The organism is Archangium sp. (assembly GCF_057119385.1).
The window spans coordinates 1-21,881 of record NZ_DBNGVP010000064.1 but is presented as its reverse complement, the minus strand read 5'-3'; the positions used below and the strand labels follow the sequence as shown (position 1 = coordinate 21,881).

21 protein-coding genes and 1 other RNA gene are annotated in these 21,881 nt (G+C 68.4%); 17 read left to right on the top strand and 5 right to left on the bottom strand.

Features of this window, described 5'->3' with window-relative positions:
- The first annotated feature begins 110 nt into the window (after positions 1 to 110).
- From glnE to AC16DP_RS14880, 8 genes are all read left to right on the top strand, one after another.
- Positions 111 to 3,155 carry a bifunctional [glutamate--ammonia ligase]-adenylyl-L-tyrosine phosphorylase/[glutamate--ammonia-ligase] adenylyltransferase gene (gene glnE, locus AC16DP_RS14915; protein WP_329732758.1) on the top strand — a complete coding sequence of 1,015 codons (3,045 nt, stop codon included), beginning with the start codon at positions 111 to 113 and terminating at the stop codon, positions 3,153 to 3,155.
- Positions 3,156 to 3,165: 10 nt separating this feature from the next.
- Positions 3,166 to 4,587: a patatin-like phospholipase family protein gene (locus tag AC16DP_RS14910; protein ID WP_329732759.1), complete on the top strand. Its 1,422-nt coding sequence runs from the start codon at positions 3,166 to 3,168 to the stop codon at positions 4,585 to 4,587.
- 76 nt (positions 4,588 to 4,663) lie between these two features.
- Positions 4,664 to 5,611, top strand: a complete 948-nt coding sequence (locus tag AC16DP_RS14905) for a branched-chain amino acid transaminase (protein ID WP_329732760.1) — start codon at positions 4,664 to 4,666, stop codon at positions 5,609 to 5,611.
- A gap of 70 nt (positions 5,612 to 5,681) precedes the next feature.
- Entirely contained in the window at positions 5,682 to 7,016 is a 1,335-nt protein-coding gene (locus tag AC16DP_RS14900) for an AAA family ATPase (protein ID WP_329732761.1), read from the top strand.
- A 131-nt stretch (positions 7,017 to 7,147) separates the two neighbouring features.
- Positions 7,148 to 7,984, top strand: coding sequence for a Fic family protein (locus AC16DP_RS14895; protein WP_329732762.1), 837 nt, complete (start codon positions 7,148 to 7,150; stop codon positions 7,982 to 7,984).
- Positions 7,985 to 7,987: 3 nt separating this feature from the next.
- On the top strand, positions 7,988 to 8,668 hold the full coding sequence (locus AC16DP_RS14890; protein ID WP_329732763.1) for a deoxyribonuclease IV: 681 nt from the start codon (positions 7,988 to 7,990) through the stop codon (positions 8,666 to 8,668).
- A 118-nt stretch (positions 8,669 to 8,786) separates the two neighbouring features.
- Positions 8,787 to 9,914: a DHH family phosphoesterase gene (locus AC16DP_RS14885; RefSeq protein ID WP_329732764.1), complete on the top strand. Its 1,128-nt coding sequence runs from the start codon at positions 8,787 to 8,789 to the stop codon at positions 9,912 to 9,914.
- The gene (locus AC16DP_RS14880; protein WP_329732765.1) at positions 9,911 to 11,059 is read left to right on the top strand and encodes a cysteine desulfurase family protein; all 1,149 of its coding nucleotides are present in this window, start codon (positions 9,911 to 9,913) and stop codon (positions 11,057 to 11,059) included. Before AC16DP_RS14885 ends, AC16DP_RS14880 begins: the two co-directional genes overlap by 4 nt.
- Before the next feature lie 156 nt (positions 11,060 to 11,215).
- Here the strand turns inward: AC16DP_RS14880 and AC16DP_RS14875 are convergent, their stop codons facing one another.
- From AC16DP_RS14875 to AC16DP_RS14865, 3 genes are all read right to left on the bottom strand, one after another.
- Complete coding sequence (locus tag AC16DP_RS14875; RefSeq protein ID WP_329732766.1) at positions 11,216 to 11,383, bottom strand: hypothetical protein; 168 nt, start codon at positions 11,381 to 11,383, stop codon at positions 11,216 to 11,218.
- A 218-nt stretch (positions 11,384 to 11,601) separates the two neighbouring features.
- Positions 11,602 to 12,543, bottom strand: a complete 942-nt coding sequence (locus tag AC16DP_RS14870; protein ID WP_329732767.1) for a serine/threonine-protein kinase — start codon at positions 12,541 to 12,543, stop codon at positions 11,602 to 11,604.
- A 4-nt stretch (positions 12,544 to 12,547) separates the two neighbouring features.
- Positions 12,548 to 13,483: a tetratricopeptide repeat protein gene (locus AC16DP_RS14865; RefSeq protein ID WP_483956730.1), complete on the bottom strand. Its 936-nt coding sequence runs from the start codon at positions 13,481 to 13,483 to the stop codon at positions 12,548 to 12,550.
- 165 nt (positions 13,484 to 13,648) lie between these two features.
- On the opposite strand from AC16DP_RS14865, the gene ssrS reads away from it, so the two are divergent.
- The 8 genes from ssrS to AC16DP_RS14825 all read left to right on the top strand — a co-directional run bounded on the left by ssrS (position 13,649) and on the right by AC16DP_RS14825 (position 20,369).
- A non-coding RNA gene (gene ssrS, locus AC16DP_RS14860) (6S RNA) lies at positions 13,649 to 13,840 on the top strand.
- Between the two features lie 30 nt (positions 13,841 to 13,870).
- On the top strand, positions 13,871 to 14,497 hold the full coding sequence (locus tag AC16DP_RS14855; protein ID WP_143195821.1) for a 5-formyltetrahydrofolate cyclo-ligase: 627 nt from the start codon (positions 13,871 to 13,873) through the stop codon (positions 14,495 to 14,497).
- Positions 14,494 to 15,285: a TIGR00282 family metallophosphoesterase gene (locus AC16DP_RS14850; RefSeq protein WP_329732769.1), complete on the top strand. Its 792-nt coding sequence runs from the start codon at positions 14,494 to 14,496 to the stop codon at positions 15,283 to 15,285. Before AC16DP_RS14855 ends, AC16DP_RS14850 begins: the two co-directional genes overlap by 4 nt.
- Positions 15,286 to 15,344: 59 nt before the next feature.
- Positions 15,345 to 16,607, top strand: coding sequence for a tyrosine--tRNA ligase (tyrS, locus tag AC16DP_RS14845; protein WP_329732770.1), 1,263 nt, complete (start codon positions 15,345 to 15,347; stop codon positions 16,605 to 16,607).
- 52 nt (positions 16,608 to 16,659) lie between these two features.
- Complete coding sequence (locus tag AC16DP_RS14840) at positions 16,660 to 17,685, top strand: hypothetical protein (RefSeq protein ID WP_329732771.1); 1,026 nt, start codon at positions 16,660 to 16,662, stop codon at positions 17,683 to 17,685.
- A 162-nt stretch (positions 17,686 to 17,847) separates the two neighbouring features.
- Positions 17,848 to 18,744 (top strand): hypothetical protein, encoded by an 897-nt coding sequence (locus AC16DP_RS14835; RefSeq protein WP_329732772.1) that lies wholly within the window; start codon positions 17,848 to 17,850, stop codon positions 18,742 to 18,744.
- Between the two features lie 74 nt (positions 18,745 to 18,818).
- Entirely contained in the window at positions 18,819 to 19,637 is an 819-nt protein-coding gene (locus tag AC16DP_RS14830; RefSeq protein WP_329732773.1) for a DUF3396 domain-containing protein, read from the top strand.
- Between the two features lie 39 nt (positions 19,638 to 19,676).
- Positions 19,677 to 20,369 (top strand): SOS response-associated peptidase, encoded by a 693-nt coding sequence (locus tag AC16DP_RS14825; protein WP_329732774.1) that lies wholly within the window; start codon positions 19,677 to 19,679, stop codon positions 20,367 to 20,369.
- Positions 20,370 to 20,375: 6 nt separating this feature from the next.
- Here the strand turns inward: AC16DP_RS14825 and AC16DP_RS14820 are convergent, their stop codons facing one another.
- Positions 20,376 to 20,582: a hypothetical protein gene (locus tag AC16DP_RS14820; RefSeq protein ID WP_329732775.1), complete on the bottom strand. Its 207-nt coding sequence runs from the start codon at positions 20,580 to 20,582 to the stop codon at positions 20,376 to 20,378.
- A 49-nt stretch (positions 20,583 to 20,631) separates the two neighbouring features.
- Positions 20,632 to 21,279 (bottom strand): RlmE family RNA methyltransferase, encoded by a 648-nt coding sequence (locus AC16DP_RS14815; RefSeq protein WP_329732776.1) that lies wholly within the window; start codon positions 21,277 to 21,279, stop codon positions 20,632 to 20,634.
- A 72-nt stretch (positions 21,280 to 21,351) separates the two neighbouring features.
- On the opposite strand from AC16DP_RS14815, the gene AC16DP_RS14810 reads away from it, so the two are divergent.
- A complete protein-coding gene (locus AC16DP_RS14810) occupies positions 21,352 to 21,759 on the top strand; it encodes a hypothetical protein (RefSeq protein WP_329732777.1) in 408 nt (135 codons plus the stop codon).
- Positions 21,760 to 21,881 lie beyond the last annotated feature (122 nt).

The following is a 21,881-nucleotide window of genomic DNA, read 5'->3' as shown; positions in this document are numbered from 1 at the left end:
CCCAACGCCCAACAAACACCCCTCTCCCCCCGGGAGAGGGACGGGGTGAGGGTGCCAGGATCCCAGGTTGAACCCGTGTATGCCCCCTCTCCCTCTGGGAGAGGGTTGGGGTGAGGGTCGAGATGACCTGGACCGAGGAACCACTGAGGGAAGAGGGCTTCGAGAACGCGAAGCGGGCAGCCAAGGAACTCTCGGTCCTCTCGGCGGAGCTCGGACCCGAAGCAGCGGAACGAATCCACGAGGCCGCGAAGCGAACCTCGGAGCCGGACGAGATCATCGCGGCGTTCGACCGGATCCGCGAGGGCCTGCGAGGCCTCCCAGAAGTCACCCTCACGCGCCTGTTGGACTGGCTGCCCGCGGTCTTCCACGCGAGCACCTTCGCGCCGCGACTGCTGACCACGAGACCCGGGCTGCTGCGTTGGCTGGCGGGCTCGCGAACACTGGCGCGAGAAAAACCCCGGGAGCACTACCGCTGCGAGGCGCAGTCGGCCACGCGCCGCATCGCCCCGGCGGACGCGGAGGGGCTGTACCGCCGCCTGCGCCGCTACAAGTACCGCGAACTGCTGCGCCTCATGGTGCGCGACGCGGCCCTGCGAGCGCCGATGTCGGAACTGGGCCGGGAGCAGACGTCCCTGTCCGAGGCGCTCATCGGAGCGGCGCTGTCGTGGGCGGAGCGAGCCCTCCAGGCGAAGTACGGTACACCGGACACACCGGGCTTCTGCATCCTGGGGATGGGGAAGCTGGGAGGAGAGGATCTCAACTTCAGCTCGGACGTGGACCTCATCTACCTGTACCGGGCGGACGGGCACACGACGGGGGGCACAGCGGGCGCACTGCCCACGGTGCAGTACTACACGCGGCTGGGCGAGGCGGTGACGCAGGCGCTGACGAAGGTGACGGCGGAGGGCTTCTGCTACCGGGTGGATCTGAACCTGCGCCCGCAGGGACGAGCGGGGGCGATGGTCATCTCGCTGCCGGCGTCGCTGGCGTACTACGAGACGTTCGGGCGCATGTGGGAGCGCGCGGCACTCACGAAGGCGCGAGCGGTAGCGGGAGACGCGACGCTCGCGGAGGAACTGCTGGGCGAGCTGGGGCCGTTCATCTGGCGGAGGAGCCTGGACCTGTCGGCGGTGGACGGGCTGAGAGATCTGAAGGCGCAGATCGACATGCGCGGCAAGGCGAGCGCGGATGACGTGAAGCTGGGCCCTGGGGGAATCCGCGAGGTGGAGTTCTTCGTCAACGCGCTGCAACTGTTGCAGGGAGGCAAGGATCCGAACCTGCGCGAGCCGAGGACGATGAGGGCGCTGCGCAAGCTGGAGCGAGCGGGCTTCGTCTCGGGGCCGGACGCGGATGCACTGGAGGAGGCGTACGTCTTCCTGCGGCGGGTGGAGAACCGGCTGCAGATGCTGGAGGAGCGGCAGACGCAGGCGTTGCCCACGGGCGAGCGGGAGCGGCGCCGGCTGGCCACGTCGCTGGGCCACGCGGACTGGGAGACCTTCCGGGCCGAGCTGGAGCGGCACCGGCGCTTCGTGCTGGAGGCCTTCAACACACTGCTGGGACAGACGGCGCGAGACGAACTCCCCGACGAGCCCCTCCTAACGCTCGCGCTGGACGCGGACCTGCCGCCGGAGCAACGCCAGGCGGCGCTGGCGCAACGGGGCTTCGAGGACCCCGAGCGGGCGCTGGCCGAGCTGGAGCGGCTGACGCGGGTGCCCCACTCACCCTTCACGGATGGGGGCTCGGGGGTGAAGGCGGTGCGGCTGCTGTCGGAGCTGGCGCAGACGCCGGACCCGGACCAGGCGCTGCTGCACTTCTCGGACTTCCTCGCTCGGCTGCACCAGCCCGAGGGCTACCTGCGGCTGCTCACGGGCATGCCTCGGGCGAGCCGCCGCCTCTTCAACCTCTTCGGGCAGAGCGACTACCTCTCGCGCATCTTCCTGCGGCACCCGGAGCTGCTGGATGCCCTGGTGCAGGCGCAGCTGGACGAGGCGCACAAGTCCACCGAGCGCATCCGCCAGGAGCTGGGCGCGCGGCTGGCGCGGCACCCGGACGCGGAGGCGAAGCACGGAGCGATGCCGCGCTTCAAGAACGAGGAACTGCTGCGCATCGGCCTCAACGACATCGGGGGAGACCTCACGGTGCCGGAGGTGGCGCGGCAGCTCACGGCGGTGGCGGACGCCATCCTCGACGAGTGCCTCTTCCTGGCGCTGGAGGAACAGCGCGAGCGCTACGGCATGCCGCTCGACGCGAGCGGGAAGCGCGAGGGGCTGGTGGTCATCGCCATGGGCAAGCTGGGCGGGTACGAGCTGGGCTACCACTCGGACCTGGACCTCATCTTCGTCTACAGCGGCAACGGCCAGGCGGACACGAGCGGAGGCAGCCGCGGCGCCATCACCCACCACGAGTACTTCGCCAAGGCCGTGCAGCGGCTCCTGACGCTGCTCCAGGTGCAGCTGCGCGAGGGGCACCTCTACAAGATCGACGCACGGCTGAGGCCCTCGGGGAACCAGGGCGCGCTGGTGGTGAGCCAGGACGCCCTGCGCGAGCACCACCAGAAGCGGGCCCAGCTCTGGGAGCGCCAGGCGCTCATCAAGGCCCGGCCGGCCGCGGGAGACGCGGCGCGCTTCCGCCCCTTGCAGGACGAGGTGCTCGCCCCGCTCGTCTACGAGCGTCCCCTGCCCCCGGACGCGGCGGCGGAGATCGACCGGCTGCGCACGCGCATGGAGCGCGAGCTGGCCCACGAGAACGCCCAACAGCTCAACCCGAAGCTGGGCCAGGGCGGGCTGGTGGACGTGGAGTTCACCGTCCAGTACCTGCAACTGGTGCACGGCCGGGAGCACCCGAGGGTGCGAAGCACCAACACGCTGGCGGCGCTGGAGGGACTCCAGGCCGAGGGCCTCCTGCCCCCCGAGGACGCCGAGGCGCTGCGCCAGGGCTACCTCTTCCTGCGCCGGGTGGAGAACCGGCTGCGGCTCGTGCACGCCAGCTCCCTGGCCCACATGCCCACCGGTGGCCGGCCCCTGGCGCAGCTCGCGCGCCGGCTGGGCGTCCTCGGCACCGAGCCGGGAGAAACGTTCCTCGCCCAATACAGAGCCAGCGCCGCCCGCGTGCGGGACGTGTATGCTCGCGTCCTTCGCGCCCCGCGCTCCGTCTGAGTCACTGCCCGTGCTGCTGAAGCAACGCTTTCAAATCCTCCGGCCCCTCGAAGAGATGGAAGTGGCCCTGGTCCGCGCGGCGGTGGACTCGCCCTCGCTGTTGGACTCGCGCGAGGAGGCCGTGCTGCGTACCGCCCTGTCCCTGGCGCGCCTCTACAAGCTGCGCCACGAGGGCCATGACCACTCCGTGGAAACGTGGACCGCGCCCCTGCGCGAGGACGTGACGCGGAGGCTCGGCCCGGTGCTGCTCGGCGGGCGCCGCATCACCCGGGACCAACTGGTGCCCCACGTGCGCGACCTGCGCGCTCCGGTGCTCAAGCTGCGCGACGAGCTCGTCCACCACCTGCACGGGCGTGTCCCCGAGGACGTGCTCCACCGCGAGCTGCGGCACAAGTCGCTGGTGGTGGTGGCCGGCGGCGGCGGCGGCGTGGCCTACGTGTACCTGGGCGTCATGAGCCTGCTGGACGAGCACGGCCTCAAGCCGTCACTGCTCGCGGGCACCTCCATGGGCGCCATCCTGATGCTGATGCGCTCGCGCATGGCGCGCTTCGACCAGGGCGAGCTGGTGAGCATCATCCGCAGCCTCTCCTGGCGGAAGCTCTTCCGCTTCATCTCCACGGAGAACCGCTACGGGCTGCCGGCGGCGCTGCGGCTGTTCCTGCGCTCGGGCCTGGGCCGCTACTTCAACACGGGGCCGGGGATGCCCGAGTCGGGCATCCGGCTGAAGGACCTGCCCGTGCCCATGATCGTCGCGGTGGGCGGCATCCGGCGCGGCATGCTGCCCCGGCCCCTCGAGTACTACGAGCGCCTGCTGGGTACGAGCCCGGTGAGCCTGCTCAGCCCCACGGGCGTGGCGCGCCGCATCCAGGCGGTGATGGGCACCCTGGCCGAGTTCTTCACCCGGCCGGAGATCATGGTGAAGCTCCACCTCGGCGCGGACGAGACGACGGCGGGCTTCGACGCCATCGACGCGGCGGGCTTCTCCTCCTCGCTGCCCGGCGTCATCCACTACGACATGCTGCGCGATGACGTGCACATGCGCGGCCTGCTGGACGGGATGATGGAGGACAAGGGCATCTTCCGGCTGCTGGACGGCGGGCTGGTGGACAACCTCCCCGTGAAGGCGGCCTGGAAGGCGGTGCACCACGGCAACATCGGCACGCGCAACGCCTTCTTCCTCGCGCTCGACGGCTTCGCCCCCAAGCTCACCACCCCCTTCTGGCTGCCCCTGCAACGGCTCGCGGCCATGACGGTGGCGCCCAACCTCCCCTACGCCCACCTCGTCAAACGCTTCGGCACCACCCTCTCCCCCCTCGAGCTGGTGCCTTCCGTCCAGTTGGCGACCAAGGCCATGCACTACGGCCGCAAGCAGCTCGGCGCGGACATGCCCTTCCTCTCCCGCATGTTGTCGCCTCTTCCCCACCTGGGGTGACGAGTTGCTTTGAATTCAAACGAACTCCTGGAAGAATGGGGTCCTCACTCCTTCCCCACTTGAAGAGGACCCTTTCATGAGCTCGACCTCCGGCAACGTCGTGCGCTCCGACCAGATCTGGCTCGATGGCAGGCTGGTCAAATGGGACGAGGGCCAGGTGCCCGTGATGACCCACGCCCTGCACTACGGGCTGGGGGTCTTCGAGGGCATCCGGGCCTATCGCACCCACGATGGCCGGCTCGCGGTGTTCCGCCTGCGCGAGCACATCGAGCGGCTGTTCGACTCGGCCCACATCTGCATGATGAAGCTGCCCTACACGGTGGAGCAGCTCATGGAGGCGTGCCTGGAGCTGCTGCGCAAGCAGAAGGACCAGTTCGCCAACGGGGCCTACCTGCGTCCCATCGCCTTCATGGGCGACGGCGCCATGGGCCTGGGCGCCATCAACCCCACCCGCGTGGCCGTCACCGCCTGGGACTGGGGCGCCTACCTCGGCGACAAGGGCATCCGCGACGGCATCCGCGCCAAGGTGAGCTCCTACACCCGCATGCACGTCAACGTGAACATGGTGCGCGGGAAGATCTCCGGCCAGTACGTCAACTCCATCCTCGCCAAGCGCGAGGCCGTGCTCGCCGGCTATGACGAGGCCATCCTCCTGGACATCAGCGGCTTCGTCGCCGAGGCCTCCGGGGAGAACATCTTCCTCGTCAACAAGAAGGGCGTCATCAAGACCCCGCCCCTCTCCTCCCCCATCCTCGACGGCATCACCCGCGACACGGTGCTCAAGATTCTCCGCGACTCGGGCCGCACGGTGGAGGAGGTCACCGTCACCCGCGACGCCCTCTACATCGCCAACGAGGTCTTCTTCACCGGCACCGCCGCGGAGATCACCCCCGTGCGCGAGGTGGACAACCGCACCGTGGGCTCCGGCAAGCCCGGGCTCATCACCCAGTATGTGCAGGAGACCTACTTCCGCACCGTCCGGGGCCAGGAGCCGCGTTACGCCGAGTGGCTCACCTACGTCTGACGGGCTCCCCAGCGGCCAGGGGACTCTGGACGTGCCGGAAGGGGGGCGGATGGGCTAGAAGTACGGGCCGATGCGCCCCGAGTACAACGCCCCCCCCAATCCGTTCAATCTCGAGAACCCGTCCATCCTCGACATCGCTCCGCCGGAGCCCAAGTCGTTGGAGGAGACGGGCCTGAAGATCGGCCTGCTCTCGGACATCGCGCTGCGCTACCTGTACTACCAGGGCACCGCCACGGGCATGGACATCGCCCAGGAGCTGCGCCTGCCCTGGCCCGGCGTCATCGAGCGCGTGGTGGACTTCCTCACCGCCGAGAAGCTGGTGGATCTCCGGGGCGGCAAGGGCTTCGGCCGCGCCTCGGTGGACTTCATCCTCACCGAGAAGGGCCGCGAGTACACCCGCGGCGCCATCGAGCGCAGCACCTACGTGGGCCCCGCCCCCATCCCCATCGAGCAGTACAACGCCCTCATCACCGCCCAGACGGAGGAGAGCCCCGTCATCAGCCGTGAGGATCTGGTGCAGGGCCTCGCCCACCTCACCGTCAACGCGGACCTGATGGACAAGCTGGGGCCGGCGGTGAACTCGGGCCGCTCGCTCTTCCTCTACGGACCCCCGGGCAACGGCAAGACGAGCCTCGCCGAGGCCATCAGCCGCATGTTCGGCGGCGAGGTCTTCATCCCCCACTGCCTGGAGATCGACAACCAGATCATCAAGGTCTTCGACGCCCTCAACCACATCCCCATCACGCTCGAGTCCGAGCGCGATGCCCAGGGCCGGCGCGCGACCTTCGAGATGGATCACCGCTGGCAGCTGTGCCGGCGCCCCGCCGTCGTCGTGGGCGGCGAGCTGACGCTCGAGACGTTGGATCTCATCTACTCGCCCACCGCGCGCTTCTACGAGGCGCCCTTCCAGGTGAAGGCCAACGGCGGGATGCTCCTCATCGACGACTTCGGCCGCCAGAAGGTCCACCCCACGGATCTCCTCAACCGGTGGATCGTCCCCCTGGAGAAGCGGGTGGACTTCCTCACCCTGCACACGGGCAAGAAGTTCGAGATCCCCTTCGATCAGCTGCTCGTCTTCTCCACCAACCTGGACCCCAAGGAGCTGGTGGACGAGGCCTTCCTGCGGCGCATCAAGTACAAGATCGAGGTCAACAACCCCGACGAGGAGATCTACCGGGAGATCTTCGCCCGGGTGTGCGAGGCCGCCGGCATCCCCTACGTGGACCAGGCCGTCACCTACCTCTTCGAGCACTACTACAAGCCGAACAACATGCAGCTGCGCGCCTGCCACCCGCGCGACCTGGTCCAGCTCATCAAGGACGCGGCCCGCTACCGGCAGATTCCCCCGGCGCTCTCCAAGGATCTGCTCGACCAGGCGTGCGAGGTCTTCCTGGTCAGTCTATGAGACAAGTAGCGTTTTAATTGTCCTAAGCTGCTGGAATTTCTACAATCAGGAAACCGTTGTTCCCGCTGGCCGGGTTTACCGTCCCGACCCGCCGGTCCCGCTGGCAGCCGGTGTGAAGGAGCGTCACGTCCGTGAAGGAACGCTACCAAGAGATCGACGAGAAGAACGAAACGCTGCGCGACTACCTTGGCATTTTCAAGGACAAGAGCCGCGACTTCCTGGAGAAGTTCGAGATGTCGTGGATCTACCACGACGCGGCGCTCGAGGGGACGGTGTACACCCAGCAGGAGCTGGTGTCCGCGCTCTTCCCGGAGCGGGCCAGCATGGATCCGGCGATGATCCCCGTGGTGCTGGAGGTGCGCAACCACAAGGCGGCGTGCGACTTCCTGCGCGAGGAAGCGGCCACCACGGGCAAGAAGCAGACGCAGATCACGCTGACCACCATCAAGCGGATCCATGATCTGCTGTGCGGCAACACGCCGGAGGCGCAGCAGGCGCGCGCCAACATCGAGCGGCGCGAGCGCACGGAGAAGGAGCTGGCCAAGGAGCGGGAGCGCAGCGGCTACCGCAAGGACATGCCCCTGCACCGCACGTACTTCCACGAGATCGCCCAGCCGGCGAAGATCCAGCCGGCGCTGGAGAAGCTGGTGGACTACACGGGCAGCGCCGAGTACCGCGAGTTCCACCCCATCAAGCAGGCGGCGGTGGTGCAGCACAAGTTCATGCAGATCTTCCCGTTCACGGAGAACAGCGGGAAGGTGGGGCGGATGCTCACCAACCTGGTGCTGCTGCGCAACGGGTACATGCCGGCGATCATCCACTCGATCGATCGGCAGCGGTACTACGAGTCGCTGCGCGGGGCCGAGGGCGTGTTCCGGGCGCTGCTGATGGACGCCATCGAGAACTCGCTGGACAACGGCGTGAAGTACTTCAAGGACATGAGCCGGCGGTACAAGGCCATCAACTAGGCCGTGCGTGTCGGGGCTCACGAGTCCATCGCGGGAGGCGTGAGCCGGGCGCTCGCGCGGGCCGAGGAACATGGCGCGCGCAGCCTGCAGGTCTTCACGAAGAACGCCCGGGGCTGGAAGGCCCCGCCCCTCACCGAGGAGGAGTGCCGCGCCTTCCGCGAGGAGGTGCGGCGCACGGGGCTGCCGGTGGTGGCGCACGGCAGCTACCTGGTGAACCTCGGCACCGAGGAGCCGGCGCAGCGCGAGAAGTCGCTGGACTGCGTCGTCGAGGAGCTCACCCGGTGTGAGCGGCTCGGCATCCCCTTCCTCATCCTCCACCCCGGCGGACACCCGGACGAGCGGCGTGGGCTGGCGCTGATTTCGCGGGCGCTGGACGAGGTGCACGCGCGCACGCCGCGCTTCCAGTCACGCATCTGCCTGGAGGTGACGGCGGGCCAGGGCCACTGCCTGGGCTGGCGCTTCGAGCACCTGGCGGAGGTGCTGTCCCAGACGAAGGACGCGGGGCGCCTGGGCATCTGTCTGGACACCTGCCATCTGTTCGCCGCGGGGTACGATCTCTCGACGGAGGCCGGTTACCATGGGGTGATGGAGGAGTCGACAGCAAGAAACCGTTGGGGTGCCGGGTGGATCGGCATGAAGAAGTGGGCAAGGGAGCGCTCGGGCTCACGCCCTTCCGCTGCCTGATGAAGGACGCGCGCTTCGTCAACACCATTGGAATCCTGGAGACCCCGTACCCCGAGCGTTACGCAGAAGCCATCAAGCGTCTCGAATCGCTGGGCCGGAGGAAGTAAACACAGCACCCATGCCTGCTACACCGACAGCCAACAGCCGCAGGACGCCCGGAAGCGGAGAGGGCTCGGAGCCCGCGCCGCCACGGCTCGCGAACCTGCCGGCACGCGCCAAGCTGGAGCGGCTGCTCCGGGTGGCCAAGGGTCACAAGAAGGCCCTCGTGCTCACCCATGACAATCCGGATCCCGACTCCATCGCCGCGGCGGTGGCCCTCGCCCAGCTGCTCGAGAAGCATGCGGGCGTGGAGGAGGCCCGGGTGGGCTACGGCGGCATCATCGGCCGGGCGGAGAACATCGCCTTCGTGAAGGTGCTCCGGCTGCCCGTGGTGCCCATCGCTCAGCTGGACCTGGACGAGTATGACCTGCTGGCGCTCGTGGACACGCAGCCGCCCACGGGCAACCACGCCATTCCGCCGCGCCTGCGCGGGGAGGTGGACATCGTCATCGACCACCACCCGCTGCGCAACGAGAGCCTCGAGTCGCCCTTCGCGGACGTGGGAGGAGACTTCGGCTCGACGTCGACGATGCTGGTGGAGTACCTGCGCGCCGCGGGGATGGAGCCGTCCACCGAGGTGGCCACCGCGCTCTTCTATGGGCTGAAGGCGGACACGCGCGACCTGGGACGCGAGACGACCCAGACGGACATCGACACGTACCTGTGGCTGTTCCCGCGGATGCAGAAGCACCTGCTGGGGCAGATCGAGCACCCGGAGCTGCCGGCGCGCTACTTCCAGCTGTACCACACGGCCTTCGAGCGGGCGAAGGTGTACGGGGACACGGCGATCGTGACGGACCTGGAGGAGGTCTACTCGCCGGACATGGTGGCCGAGGTGGCCGAGCGGCTGATGTTCCTCGAGGGGATGAAGTGGTCGCTGGCGTACGCGACGTACCGCAACCAGCTCTTCCTGTCGCTGCGGGTGAAGGATCGGCGGATGAACGCGGGGCGGTTGATCCGGGAGATCTGCGAGGACTACGGCGGCTCGTCGGGAGGCCACGGCAGCATGGCGGGCGCGAGGATTCCGCTGTCGGGGAGGGCGACGCAGCGCAAGGCGGTGAAGCGCGAGCTGGTGCGCAAGTTCCTCGAGGCCTTTGGAGTCGCGGATGAGCGTCCGGTGGGGCTGCTGTCCGCGCCCTCGCCGTGATCTACTGGGACCACAACGCGGCGGCGCCGGTGAGGCCGGAGGTGGCGGCGCTGCTGACGAAGGCCTTCGCCGAGGGAGGTTGGGGCAACGCCTCCAGCGTGCACCGGAGCGGGCGTGAGGCGCGGGGCCGGTTGGACGCGGCGCGGGCCCGGGTGGCACGCGTGCTGGGCTGTGAGCCGAAGGAGGTGTGCTTCACCGGCTCGGGCTCGGAGGCGGACGCGCTGGCGTTGAAGGGCGTGTGGCTCGCGCGGAAGGAGACGCGGCGGCGGCGCGTGGTGAGCTCGGCGATCGAGCACCCGGCGGTGCTGGCGGCGTTGAAGCAGCTGGAGGCGCTGGGCGCGGAGGTGGTGCGGGTGCGTCCGGGACGGGACGGCCAGGTGCCCCTGGAGGCGATGCTGGAGGCGCTGACGCCGGAGACGGTGCTGTGCTCGTTGATGTGGGCGAACAACGAGACGGGCGTGGTGCAGCCGGCGGCGGAGCTGTCGCGGGCGTGCCGTCAGCGGGGCATCCTGTTCCACACGGACGCGGTGCAGGCGGTGGGAAAGCTGCCGGCGCACCTGCACGAGGTGGACGCGGATCTGCTGGCGCTCTCGGCGCACAAGTTCGGAGGGCCCGCGGGAGCCGGAGTGCTGGTGGTGCGCAAGGGCGTGGAGCTGCAGGCGCTGACGCCGGGCCACCAGGAGGCGGGACTGCGCGGAGGGACGCAGAACGTGCCCTACGCGGAGGCGCTCGCCCTGGCGCTGGAGCTGGCGCACGAGGAACAGCCGGTGCACGCGGAACGGGTGCGGACGCTCCGGGACACGTTCGAGCGGGAGGTGCGCTCGCGCATCCCGGACGTGACGGTGAACGGAGAGGGAGCACCGCGGGTGCCGAACACGAGCAACCTGTGCTTCCACGGCGCGGACGGTGAAGCGCTGCTGATCGCGCTGGACCTGGAGGGCATCTGCGTCTCGTCGGGAGCGGCGTGCGCCTCGGGAACGCTGACGCCCTCGCACGTGCTGCTGGCGATGGGACTCACGCCGGCGCAGGCCCACGGAGCGCTGCGCTTCTCACTGGGCCCGAAGGCGACGGAAGAGGAAGTGGCCCGGGTGGTGGAGGCCCTGACCACGCACGTCCCGAGGGCCCGGGCGCTGAACCTGGAGTAACCGCTCCAATCCCCACCGAGCCCAATATCCCCTCGCCCTCCGGGAGAGGGACGGGGTGAGGGTGCCACGGGTCCCAGGTTGAGCCCGTGTCATGCTCCCTCTCCCTCTGGGAGAGGGCTGGGGTGAGGGTCTTCCCCTCCCCTACCGTGCCCCCGGCTACCACTTCTGGTCGGGCAACTGCTTCTCGCGAACGTCCTCGGGGGGCTGGCCGTAACCCGGAGAGCCCTCGTGGGACTCCTGGATCTTGTCCGGCTTGCGCTCGACCTTGCGCTCCGTGTCCGCCTCGCGGGTCTCCTGCGGCTTCTGCTCCTTCTGGGTCGCCATCTCGAATCCTCCCTCGCGCGCTGGCGCTGACTTCGTGCAGGGGAAGATCGGCATCGGACAGAGGACTGGCATCCAGGGACCAGGCGGACAGGGGAGCGGAGACCCTCACCCCAGCCCTCTCCCAGAGGGAGAGGGAGCACACACGGATCCAACCCGGGGCGCCCGATACCCTCACCCCGACCCTCTCCCGGAGGGCGAGGGAGGGGATGCACGGGGAGCTACTTCGCGTCGGTGATTCCGAACAGCCCTCGCACCACGGCGGCGATGGCCAGCGGCGTGCCCACGCGCTCGTCGTAGTGCGGCGCCAGCGCCTCGGCGAAGGCCTCGGCCGTGACGAACCGGTCCTCGGGGTTCACCGCGAAGCCCCGATGGATGATCTCATCCAGCGCCTCGGGGATCTCCGGGCGGATGAGGCTCGGCGGCAGGTAGTCCCGGTAGACGATCTTCGTGAAGACCTCTTCCGGGGTGCTGCCGGTGAAGGGGCGCTGGAGCGTCAGCAACTCGTACAGCACGACGGTGGCGGCCCACAGGTCCACCGAGGGCGCGATCGCGCCCTGCAGCGCCTCGGGCGACAGGTAGTAGGGCTTGCCGAGCACCTCGCCGCCCTGGAGCACGCCGTCCACGCGCAGCCGGGCCACACCGAAGTCGCCGAGCTTGATGTCCCCCAACCGCGAGATGAACAGGTTGGAGGGCGAGATGTCGCAGTGGACGATGCCCAGGGGCTCGCCCTGGGGGCCGGTGGCGGAGTGGGCGTAGCCCAGGGCCTCGAGCAGCGTGCGCGCCAGATAGACGGAGAAGTCCAGGGGCAGGTGGATGCCGCGGTGCTTGCAGCGGCGCAGAATCTGTCCCAGGTCCCGGCCGTCCACCAGGTCCATGACGATGAAGTACTGGCCCTCGGCCACGCCCACGTCGAGCACCTGGACGATGTTGGGATGGTCCAGCTGCTTGGTGAGACGGGCCTCGGAGGCGAAGAGCGCGACGGAGGCCGGATCCTTGGTGAGGGCGGGCAACAGCCGCTTGAGGGCCACCGTCCAGCCCTGGCGCGGGCCGGAGCGCACGCGGGCGCGGAAGACCTCGGCCATGCCTCCCTTGCCGAGCTGCGACTGGATTTCGTAGTTGCCGAGGATCCGGGGGATCCGCGGCGTGGGAGAGGTGCTCACGCGCTCAGGGTCCCGTCTGTTGCCGCCTTCCGGCAGAGGCCTTGTTGTTCGCGACTGCCTGCTGGATCAGCCCCAGGTATCTGTTGAAGAAGGCCGCGTCCGTGCCCAGGAGCCGATCCAGCTCCGCGTCCTGGGTGCCCTCGGGGATGGCGAAACCGAGCTTCACCGCCTGCCCCAGGCTGGCCAGCGCCTGCTTCTTGTCCCCCAGCCGGCTGTAGGCGCAGGCCAGGTTGTAATGGATGCTCGACTCACGCGGGTTGAGCGTCCGCGCCCGGTTCAGGGCGTCGATGGCGTCGTGGGCCTGGCCCCGCATCAACCAGGCCGTGCCCAGGCCGAAGAAGGCCACCCAGTTGCGGTCATCATGGGTGATGCTCCGCTCGAACTCGGCCGCCGAGCCGCTCCAATCCTTCGCGCCCAGGAGCCGGTTGCCCCGCTCCAGCGCCTCCTTGGCGGCCTCGGGGTTGCGCTTCTCCGTGCGCAGACGCGCCATGGCGGGCGGACCACTCCGCCCCGGCGCCTGCACGGGCACCGCCTGCGCCGGCTGCAGCACCAGCAGTCCATTCTTGCCCAGCCCCGGCGCCTGGCAGCCCGCCTGTGGCCGGACATAGGCCGTCAGGGTCCTGTCCTCGGTGCTGTAGACGGCGAGGATGGGCAGGGTGCCCACGGCGGGACAGGACGCGCCCTCCAGGCACAGGGTGAGCTGCCCCACCAACACGTTCCCCAGCAGTTGCCCCTCCAACACCGGGCTCTGGGGCTTGAAGCGGCAGGGGCCCCCGTCGACGGCATGGGCGACCAGGCGCTCGTGCTCGATGCCCCACTCCACCCGGCCCAGCACGTCCGCCTGGTAGCTTCCCTGGGGCACGGCTTGTGCCCTGGCGGCGGCTCCGGGGGCTGCGGCGATGAGGGCCGCGAGGCCGATTGTTCTGGAAACGGACGCCATGAGTGAAGTGGGAGCCCCTCCATCATAGGAGGTGGCCGCCTGCCTTGTAAACGCGCGGCAATGGCTTGACCCATCCGCCCCGCGTTCTTATCATTCCTTCAGGCATTCCTGGGTTTCCCCAGGAGTTTCGAGCATTTGCAGTCAGGAAAGGTTTGGTAGAAGGGCTGTCCCCTGCGGGGCGCGTGATGCCCAGCAGAAATTCGAACCGATACGTCCATCACGGGGTCCGTTTCGAGCTCCATGAGCAAGCCCTCCCCTCGCGGGATGAGGGAAGCCTACGGAGCCACGACTTCGAACCCCACCTGGCTTTTTAGGGTTCAATGGACGCTAGGCACACGGCCATTCGGCGGGGGACTTTTTTCTTCACTCTTGGCGGGAGCGGGGCAGGTGGCGAGCGAGACGGTGGCACAAGAGGGAGCGGCTCGGAAGGTGTCGCTGCGCGAGGAGCTCACGGCGCGGCGCAAGGCGATGACGCCGGACATCATCGACGAGCGCGGGCTGAAGGTGCAGGCCAGATTCCTGGCGACGCCCTATTACCAAAAGGCGAGGACGGTGGCGCTCTACGCCCCCATTCGGGGTGAAGTGCCCACACGGGACATCCTCATCGCGGCACTGCAGGACGAGAAGATCGTCTGCTACCCGCTGTCCCACGTCCATGGACGCATCCTGTCCTTCCGGGCCATCAAGTCCGAGGCGGAGCTGGAGCCGGGCAGGCTCGGAGTACGCGAGCCCACCAACTCCGCCGAGCTCATCCCGGTGGACCAGATCGACCTGTTCGTGGTGCCCGGGCTGGGCTTCACACGGGACGGCAAGCGGCTGGGCCGGGGCGGCGGCTATTACGACGCCACCCTGAAGGCGGCCTCCGCGCGCAGCCGCCGCGTGGGCCTGGCCTTCGGCGACCAGGTCGTCGACACCATGCCGACAACGAATGACGACGTGGACATGGACCTCGTCGTCACCGAGTCGGAGACACTGCGCGGGCTCTACCGCGACTGGGACTTCCTGGACACGTGAAAGTACTCTTCATGGGCGATGTGGTGGGCAAGCCGGGCGTGACGGCTGTGCGCACCCTTCTCCCCAAGCTGATCGCGCGGCACTCCCTGGACCTGGTCGTCGCCAACGCTGAGAACAGCGAGGGCGGCGCCGGGATCTCTCCGGAGTCCGCGGAAGCGCTGCTCGCCAGTGAGGTCAACCTCCTGACGAGCGGCAACCATTTCTGGACCAAGAAGCAGATCCTCCCCTGGGTGGAGGAGAATCCGCACCTGCTCCTGCGCCCGGCCAACTACCCCAAGGGGGCGCCGGGCCGGGGGCACACCGTCATCCAGACGCCGGATGGGCGCAAGCTCGGGGTGCTCAACCTCGAGGGCCGCGTCAACATGAAGCCCCTGGACAACCCGTTCACGGTGGCGCCGGACCTGGTGGCGGAGCTGCGCAAGCAGACGCCCTGCATCCTGGTGGACATGCACTGCGAGGCCACCAGCGAGAAGAACGCCATGGGGGCCCACCTGGACGGCAAGGTGTCCGCCGTGGTGGGCACCCACACCCACGTGCAGACGGCCGACGAGCGCATCCTCCCCGGCGGCACGGCCTACATCACCGACGTGGGCATGTGTGGCCCGCTGGACTCCGTCATCGGGATGAAGAAGGAGTCCTCCATCGAGCGCTTCATCACCCTGCGCCACGTCCCCTACGAGCTGGCCAAGAACCTGGTCTACCTGCAGGGCGTGATCATCGACATGGACGACAAGACGGGCAAGGCGCGCGGCATCGAGCGCGTGCGCGAGCACCTGCCGGGAACCTGAGCGCGGGCGTGACGTCCTTTGTCCACCTGCCCGCGTTTTCGGGTAGGTTGCGCCGCGTCATGTCCGAAAATCCGCTGCGCAAGGCGACCCCCCAGGAGCAGTTCGAGGAAGTGACCCGCGGCACCGTGGACATCCAGGTGCCCGAGGAGCTCAAGAAGAAGCTCGAGCGCTCGTACGAGACGGGCAAGCCGCTCATCATCAAGGCGGGCTTCGATCCGAGCCGGCCGGACCTGCACCTGGGCCACTCGCTGCTGCTCACGCGCATGCGGCGCTTCCAGGACTTCGGCCACCAGGTGGTGTTCCTCATCGGTGACTTCACCGCGCTCATTGGAGATCCCACGGGCAAGAACGCCACGCGCCCCGCCCTCACCCGCGAGGAGGTGAAGGTCAACGCGAAGACGTACCAGGACCAGGTCTTCAAGGTGCTGGATCAGGCCAAGACGCAGGTGCGCTTCAACTCCGAGTGGTTGGACAAGCTGGGCACCGAGGGGATGATCCGCCTGGCGGCGCGCTACTCGGTGCAGCGCATGCTGGAGCGCGACGACTTCAAGAAGCGATTCCGGGAGAACCGCTCCATCGCCATCCACGAGTTCCTCTACCCGCTGCTGCAGGGCTACGACTCCGTGGCGCTGAAGGCGGACGTGGAGCTGGGCGCGACGGATCAGCTCTTCAACCTGCTGGTGGGCCGGCAGCTCATGAAGGAAGAGGGCATGGAGCCCCAGGTCATCATGACCGGGCCCATCCTCGAGGGCCTGGACGCGAAGATGGTCGACGGGAAGATCGTCGGCGAGAAGATGTCCAAGAGCCTGGACAACTACGTGGGCATCAGCGAGGCGCCGGATCAGATCTACGGCAAGCTGATGAGCATCACGGACGACCTGATGTGGCGGTACTACGAGCTGCTGTCGTCGCGGACGCTCAAGGAGCTGGGCGAGCTGAAGCAGAAGGTGACGAGCGGGGAGCTGCACCCGAAGGCGGCCAAGTCGGGCTTCGCGCAGGAGATGGCGGCGCGCTTCCACGACGCGGAGTCGGCGCAGAAGGCGATGCAGGCCTGGGAGGAGCGCTACTCGCAGAAGAAGATCGTCGCCGAGGACCAGCCGCTGGTGGAGGTGGCGATGGGTGGTGCGCCGAAGCTGCCGCTGGCCAAGGCGCTGGCCGAGGCGAAGCTGGTGGCGTCCGTCACGGAGGCGCGCAAGCTGATGGGCCAGGGCGGCGTGCGCGTGAACGGGGAGAAGGCCACGGACCCGAAGCACGAGCTGGACGCGGGCGAGTACCTGGTGCAGGTAGGCAAGCACAAGTCCGCGCGCCTCAAGCTGGCGTGAGCCCCCTCGCCCTCTGGGAGAGGGCCGGGGTGAGGGTATCCTCCGCGGACCCATGCGGACCCTCACCCTGCTGCTGATTGCCCTCTGTACCCTCCCCTTCCGAGCCCACGCCTCGGGCGCCTTCGTCTCCAGCACCCGGCTGGAGGCGGTGACGGAACCCGGATCCACCCAGGTCGTCTTCACCGTCGAGCCGGGCAAGGCCTATCCCGTCCTCAAGAAGGGAGGCCCCGAACGCGCGTGGTGCAAGCTGAAGGGCGCCACGGCCGAGGGCTGGGTGAAGTGCGACGGCACGGCGGAGCTGCCGGAGCAGCCGCGGATGAGCGGTGAGTTCCTGGCCTCGAAGGACCGCGCCCCGGAAGCCGCGCCCATGCCGGCCAACATCCCCCAGGCCACGGGCTGCGCCACCCGCTGCAACAACCCGCCCCTGTTCCGCCAACTCCCCGCGCTCAAGCCGGTGGACCGCGAGGTGCTCGGCATGTGCCCGGCGCGGCCGGACGCCTCGGTGAGCCGCGGCGACGTGCAGCGCTTCATGTCCGCGCACCTCGATGATCCGCGCATCCAGCGGGCCCTGTCCGCCGCGGGCCGCACGGGCTCGCGCCAGGCGAACATCGAGTGGCTCACGGGCCTGTGGGTCAGCACCGGGCCGCGCAACGCCTTCACCCACGTCTTCTGCGGCGATGAGTGGCTGGAGAAGAACATCGGCGGGCTGCACTACCTGCCGCGCTACGCCCAGCTCGAGTCCGAGGGGAAGCTGTGCTTCGACGGCCCGGCCCGCGGAGGCAAGGCGCTCCAGGGCTCGCAGTACCTCATCCGCTTCCGCGGCGTGGCCCCCTGGTCCTGCGCCGAGAAGAAGCTCGGCGGCTTCGCGCAGGCGGAGGACCCGGTGGCCATGGTGGCCATCGGCACCCGCGCCTTCGCCCGCTGCTGCGCTCGCGATGGAGCCAAGAAGGAGGGCGGCGTGTACTCGGCACCGGACCTCGGTGGCAAGCCGTGGCGCATCTGGTGCGGAACACGCAATGGCACCTACGGCATCGCCACGCTCTACCCCACCGACGAACGGCCCACCTGCGGCGAGTGACACCGCCCCCCGCAACGACCGGGGCACAACCCGGGAACCCCGATACCCTCACCCCGTCCCTCTCCCGAGGGGAGCGGGGTGGGTTCGTGAGTGGGGACCTGGGTGGCCTGGGTGGGTGGCGCCCTGGATGTTGTCGAGCTTCTTCGGGAAGCTGTCGCCACCATGTCCACCCGTCCTTCAGGCCCGCCGGGCCAAGAGCAGAGGCAACCATCACCCGGGCCAGGCCTGCCGGGGCTGTTCGTTCTCGTGCTCCTGGCAGGAGGCTTCCCGCTGGGCGCACTGGGCCAGGGGCTGGGCTCCATCGGCACGGCTCGCCGCGCCACACCGAGCCAATATGCGCAGACCATGGACTCCGCGACGAATGGCTGCCTGCGCAATCCCGCCTGCTACAAGCCCCCGCCAGGAGAAGAAGCCATCATCCCATGGCTGAATCACACCGCGAGCGCGGCCCGCACCGCCTCCACCGTGTCGATGATGCTCGAAGACGCGGATGTCAAAATCATCGAGGGCCTTCTGACCCGGTGCGCCCGGCAAGCAGATGAGAAGGTCAACAAGGAAGATGATGAGCTTCAAGGACAGGAGCCCACCCGGGAGCAGTGCAAGAAAGTAGTCCGCCGTGAAGCAAATCGAGAGGTAACACGAGCCATGGAGCTCGGCACCAGGAAGCACGAACTGGCACTCGATTGTATACGGGCAGCAGTCACGGAACGCCTGGCGAAACACATCAGCGTGGAGCCAACCTACCAAAAGGATCCCCATACGGGACAGTGGCGGTGGATCGATCCCAAGCAGGTAGAGGAATGGCTGCAGCTCGGGCTGAAGAGCAAACTGTGGGGAGCGCTGGTTCCCGATGTCGTCGTTCATGCACCGGGAAATCCAAATCAGGCCCAACGCCTCTACGATCTCAAGTTTCCCTGCCCTCCTGAAAACGATCCTTCTTGGGGAAGATACGCTCCCGGACAACCCCACCATCCGAAAACCCAGGAACAGATGTACCGGGATGCACTTCGCCTGGAGAAAAAGGATGTATCCTTCTCCACTCCCAAGGGAATCAAATGATGGGTACTCACTACCCACGCATCCGGATCGATGCAAGCTACAAAAAGAAAAGCTCTCTGCTCATCCGGGAGAGTGTGAGCATCACCTTCTACATGAAGCGCTCCCATCAAGAGATCGTGCGGGACGTCATGCGCGCCCTGCAGGTCTACCGCCGTGCGGTAGGACCCCAAGCTCTCGGCTGGTACGCCGACCCGTATAGCGGCGATTGGGATGAGCTCGGTGACAAGGGTTGGGCATACATCCAACGCGAGATGCTCGAACAACCCGCCACCTCCATCTGGCTTCGAGAGCTGCCCAATGCCACCACGGGGTATGAATTCCTCTATCAAAGCCATCTGCTCGAGGTGTGCGAAACAGACGCGGCAAGCACGGTGTCCTTCATGCTCCCCACGGAATACCTGGAGGAGCATGGACCGGACCGGGTACGCGCGTTGGCGCTGGAATTGGCGAAGGAGTTGCCCTTCAACTCCGGTCATGCCGGGCTCTGCTTCAATTTCCCGGAGAGCTTTCTCGGCGTCCTCGACGCCATCCGGGACCTCTCCTTCCGCTACCCCGGCCTGGACATTCCGGGAGTGCACTTCACCTCACTGGAGATCGGCACGCGGGTAGACGGGGTGCACTGGCTCAACTTCCTGGGCCCGCCCGTACTTGGGGAACTGGGGGGCGCGGCAAGCCTGTCCGCGCGCCTGCGTTCTCCTGGAACCACCGTGCAAGCACTCGACGAAGAGCGGGCCGTGGTGACGCTGGGGGAATGGCCGGAGGCCGGAGACATGGAGCAGGGCCACACCCTGCCGGCCTACCGTGAGCTGGCGCACGTTCTGGAGCCCTGGATCCACCTGGACCGCTTCTCCCAGGGCGCCCTCCAACGGTGGGAGCGCCGCTTCCTGGACTGAGGCTCGCCGCCCCCGCCCTCCCGGGGCATACTGCGGCCCATGTGTGGCCGCGTCACCATCCAGACCCCCGCCCTGGCGATCGCCCGTGAGTTCTCCCTCACCGGCATCCGCACCGCCCTCGAGCGCCCCCGCTACAACCTCGCCCCCACCCAGCTCATGCCCGTCGTCATCAACGACGGCGAGCGCATGCTCGACGCCTACCGCTGGGGCCTCATCCCCTCCTGGGCCAAGGAAGCCTCCATCGGCAACAAGCTCATCAACGCCCGCGGCGAGACCGTCGCCGAGAAGCCCAGCTTCCGCTCCGCCCTCAAGCGCCGCCGCTGCCTCGTGCTCGTGGACGGCTGGTTCGAGTGGAAGCAGAGCACCCAACCCAAGACGCCCTTCCTCTTCCGCCGCGAGGACGGCCGCCCCATCGCCTTCGCCGGCCTCTGGGAAGAATGGACCGCCCCCGACACCGGCGAGCTCCTCCGCACCTGCACCGTCATCACCACCGGCCCCAACCACCTCATGGCCCCCATCCATGACCGCATGCCCGTCATCCTCTCGCCCGAGGCCCAGGCGCTGTGGTTGCGTCCGGAGCCCCAGGAGGCCTCGGCGCTCCAGCCCCTGCTCGTCCCCAACGAGGACGAGCCCCTCGAGGCCTGGGAGGTGGCGCGCGTGGTGAACTCACCGGCGAACGACGTGGCCGCCTGTATCGAGCGCGTGGCCAGCCAGTCCACGCTCCTCGTCTGACGCCCGCTAGTCGCCGAAGATCTTCCGGAAGAAGCGCACCACCGAGAACGACACGGCCGTGTCATTCGGCCGGCCCCGGGTGTCCTCCTCCAGCGCCACCGGGGGCTTGTGCGCCTCCGGCTCCACGGAGAAGACACTGAACTCGTCGTCGCCGCCGAGCGCGTTGAGCGCCTTGCGCGAGGCATTTCCGCGTGTGGGCTTCTGGTCGGACATGGGCCTGGCTCCTAGGGGTGCACCGCGCGCCAGTGTAGGACGAGCCCCGTCACGGCGCCACGGGGGCCGGGGCGGGCGGCGCCTTCCGGCGCAGGCCCACCACGTACACCTCCATGCTGGCGCCACGGGTGGCCTCGGGACGCACCAGCTTCACCTCCTCGAAGCCGGCGCGCACCTCGTCGCGGAACTCCTCGAACTCGCCGCCCATGAAGAGCTTGGCCACGAAGGCCGAGCCCGGACGGCCCCGGGTGAGCGCCAGCTCCAGCGCCTTGCGCGCCAGCCGCAGGCTCCGGGCCTCGTCCGTGGTGCGGATGCCGCTCGTCTTGGGCGCCATGTCCGAGATGACCGCGTCGAAGGGCCCGTCGTAGAGCGCGCTCAGCTTCGCGTCGAAGTCCTCGGCCAGCACGTCCAGCACCGCCGTCTTCACGTACTGCTGCGAGAAGGGACGGATGGCGACGATGTCCACCCCGATGACCCGGCCGTTGGGGCCCACCGCGTCCGCCAATATCTGCAGGAAGCCGCCCGGCGCGGCTCCCAGGTCCAACACCGTGGCGCCCTTCTTCAGGAAGGGGTAGCGCTTGAGGATCTCATCCACCTTGAAGGCGGAACGGGCCCTCAACCCTTCTTGCTTGGCTTTCTTGAAATAGTGGTCTTTCGGACGGTAGGGCTTGCCCATGGCGGATGGGCTCCCTACCATCGGCTACTGTCTTCGGGAAGCCGGAGCAGTGACGGGTGTCGTGGACCCGTGAAACGGCGGACCGGAGGGGCCATGCGACTGTTCAGCGTGACGACGGCGGTGTGCGTCTCCCTGCTGACGGCGGCTTGCGCGGCGGGGTGCTGGTACCGCGCGGAGCAGCTGCGCTCGGAGGCGGACTGGCTGCTGGAGCGAAGCAAGGCGCAGGCGAGCGAGTTCGCCCAGAGTTTCAACGACTCCCTGGCCACCCAGCAGCTCGAGACGTTCGCCAGGCGCCGGGCGGTGCTGGAGCGGGCCCACGTGTGGCAGCGCGGCCAGGCGCTGGCCATCATGCTCACCGTGGCGGCGGGGACCAGTGCCTGGCTGCTGAGCCTGATGCGCCGCCTGAATGGCGAGCTGGAGGAGGCGAGCCGGGACCTGGAGGAGGCGAAGGCCGCCGAGCCGGTGTCCCTGGGAGCCGCCGTGCGGCCCTCGCGCTCCTAGCCCGGATTATTCACCAGGGCCTGGCGAGAAGCCGCGAAGGGGCCGTGCGCAGACCCAGGGGGCACGATCTGGCTCGTTGCCCCTATCTGTCAGGTGAGCGGAAGTCAGGTTGGCAAAGGGGC

Bases quoted from the DNA above. Each gene is read 5' to 3' on its own strand.
- AC16DP_RS14905 (WP_329732760.1), top strand. From the start codon at position 4,664: ATGAGCTCGACCTCCGGCAACGTCGTGCGCTCCGACCAGATCTGGCTC.
- AC16DP_RS14900 (WP_329732761.1), top strand. From the start codon at position 5,682: ATGCGCCCCGAGTACAACGCCCCCCCCAATCCGTTCAATCTCGAGAAC.
- AC16DP_RS14885 (WP_329732764.1), top strand. From the start codon at position 8,787: ATGCCTGCTACACCGACAGCCAACAGCCGCAGGACGCCCGGAAGCGGA.
- AC16DP_RS14875 (WP_329732766.1), bottom strand. From the start codon at position 11,383: ATGGCGACCCAGAAGGAGCAGAAGCCGCAGGAGACCCGCGAGGCGGAC.
- AC16DP_RS14865 (WP_483956730.1), bottom strand. From the start codon at position 13,483: ATGGCGTCCGTTTCCAGAACAATCGGCCTCGCGGCCCTCATCGCCGCA.
- tyrS (WP_329732770.1), top strand. From the start codon at position 15,345: ATGTCCGAAAATCCGCTGCGCAAGGCGACCCCCCAGGAGCAGTTCGAG.
- AC16DP_RS14840 (WP_329732771.1), top strand. From the start codon at position 16,660: ATGCGGACCCTCACCCTGCTGCTGATTGCCCTCTGTACCCTCCCCTTC.
- AC16DP_RS14835 (WP_329732772.1), top strand. From the start codon at position 17,848: ATGTCCACCCGTCCTTCAGGCCCGCCGGGCCAAGAGCAGAGGCAACCA.
- AC16DP_RS14825 (WP_329732774.1), top strand. From the start codon at position 19,677: ATGTGTGGCCGCGTCACCATCCAGACCCCCGCCCTGGCGATCGCCCGT.
- AC16DP_RS14820 (WP_329732775.1), bottom strand. From the start codon at position 20,582: ATGTCCGACCAGAAGCCCACACGCGGAAATGCCTCGCGCAAGGCGCTC.
- AC16DP_RS14815 (WP_329732776.1), bottom strand. From the start codon at position 21,279: ATGGTAGGGAGCCCATCCGCCATGGGCAAGCCCTACCGTCCGAAAGAC.
- AC16DP_RS14810 (WP_329732777.1), top strand. From the start codon at position 21,352: ATGCGACTGTTCAGCGTGACGACGGCGGTGTGCGTCTCCCTGCTGACG.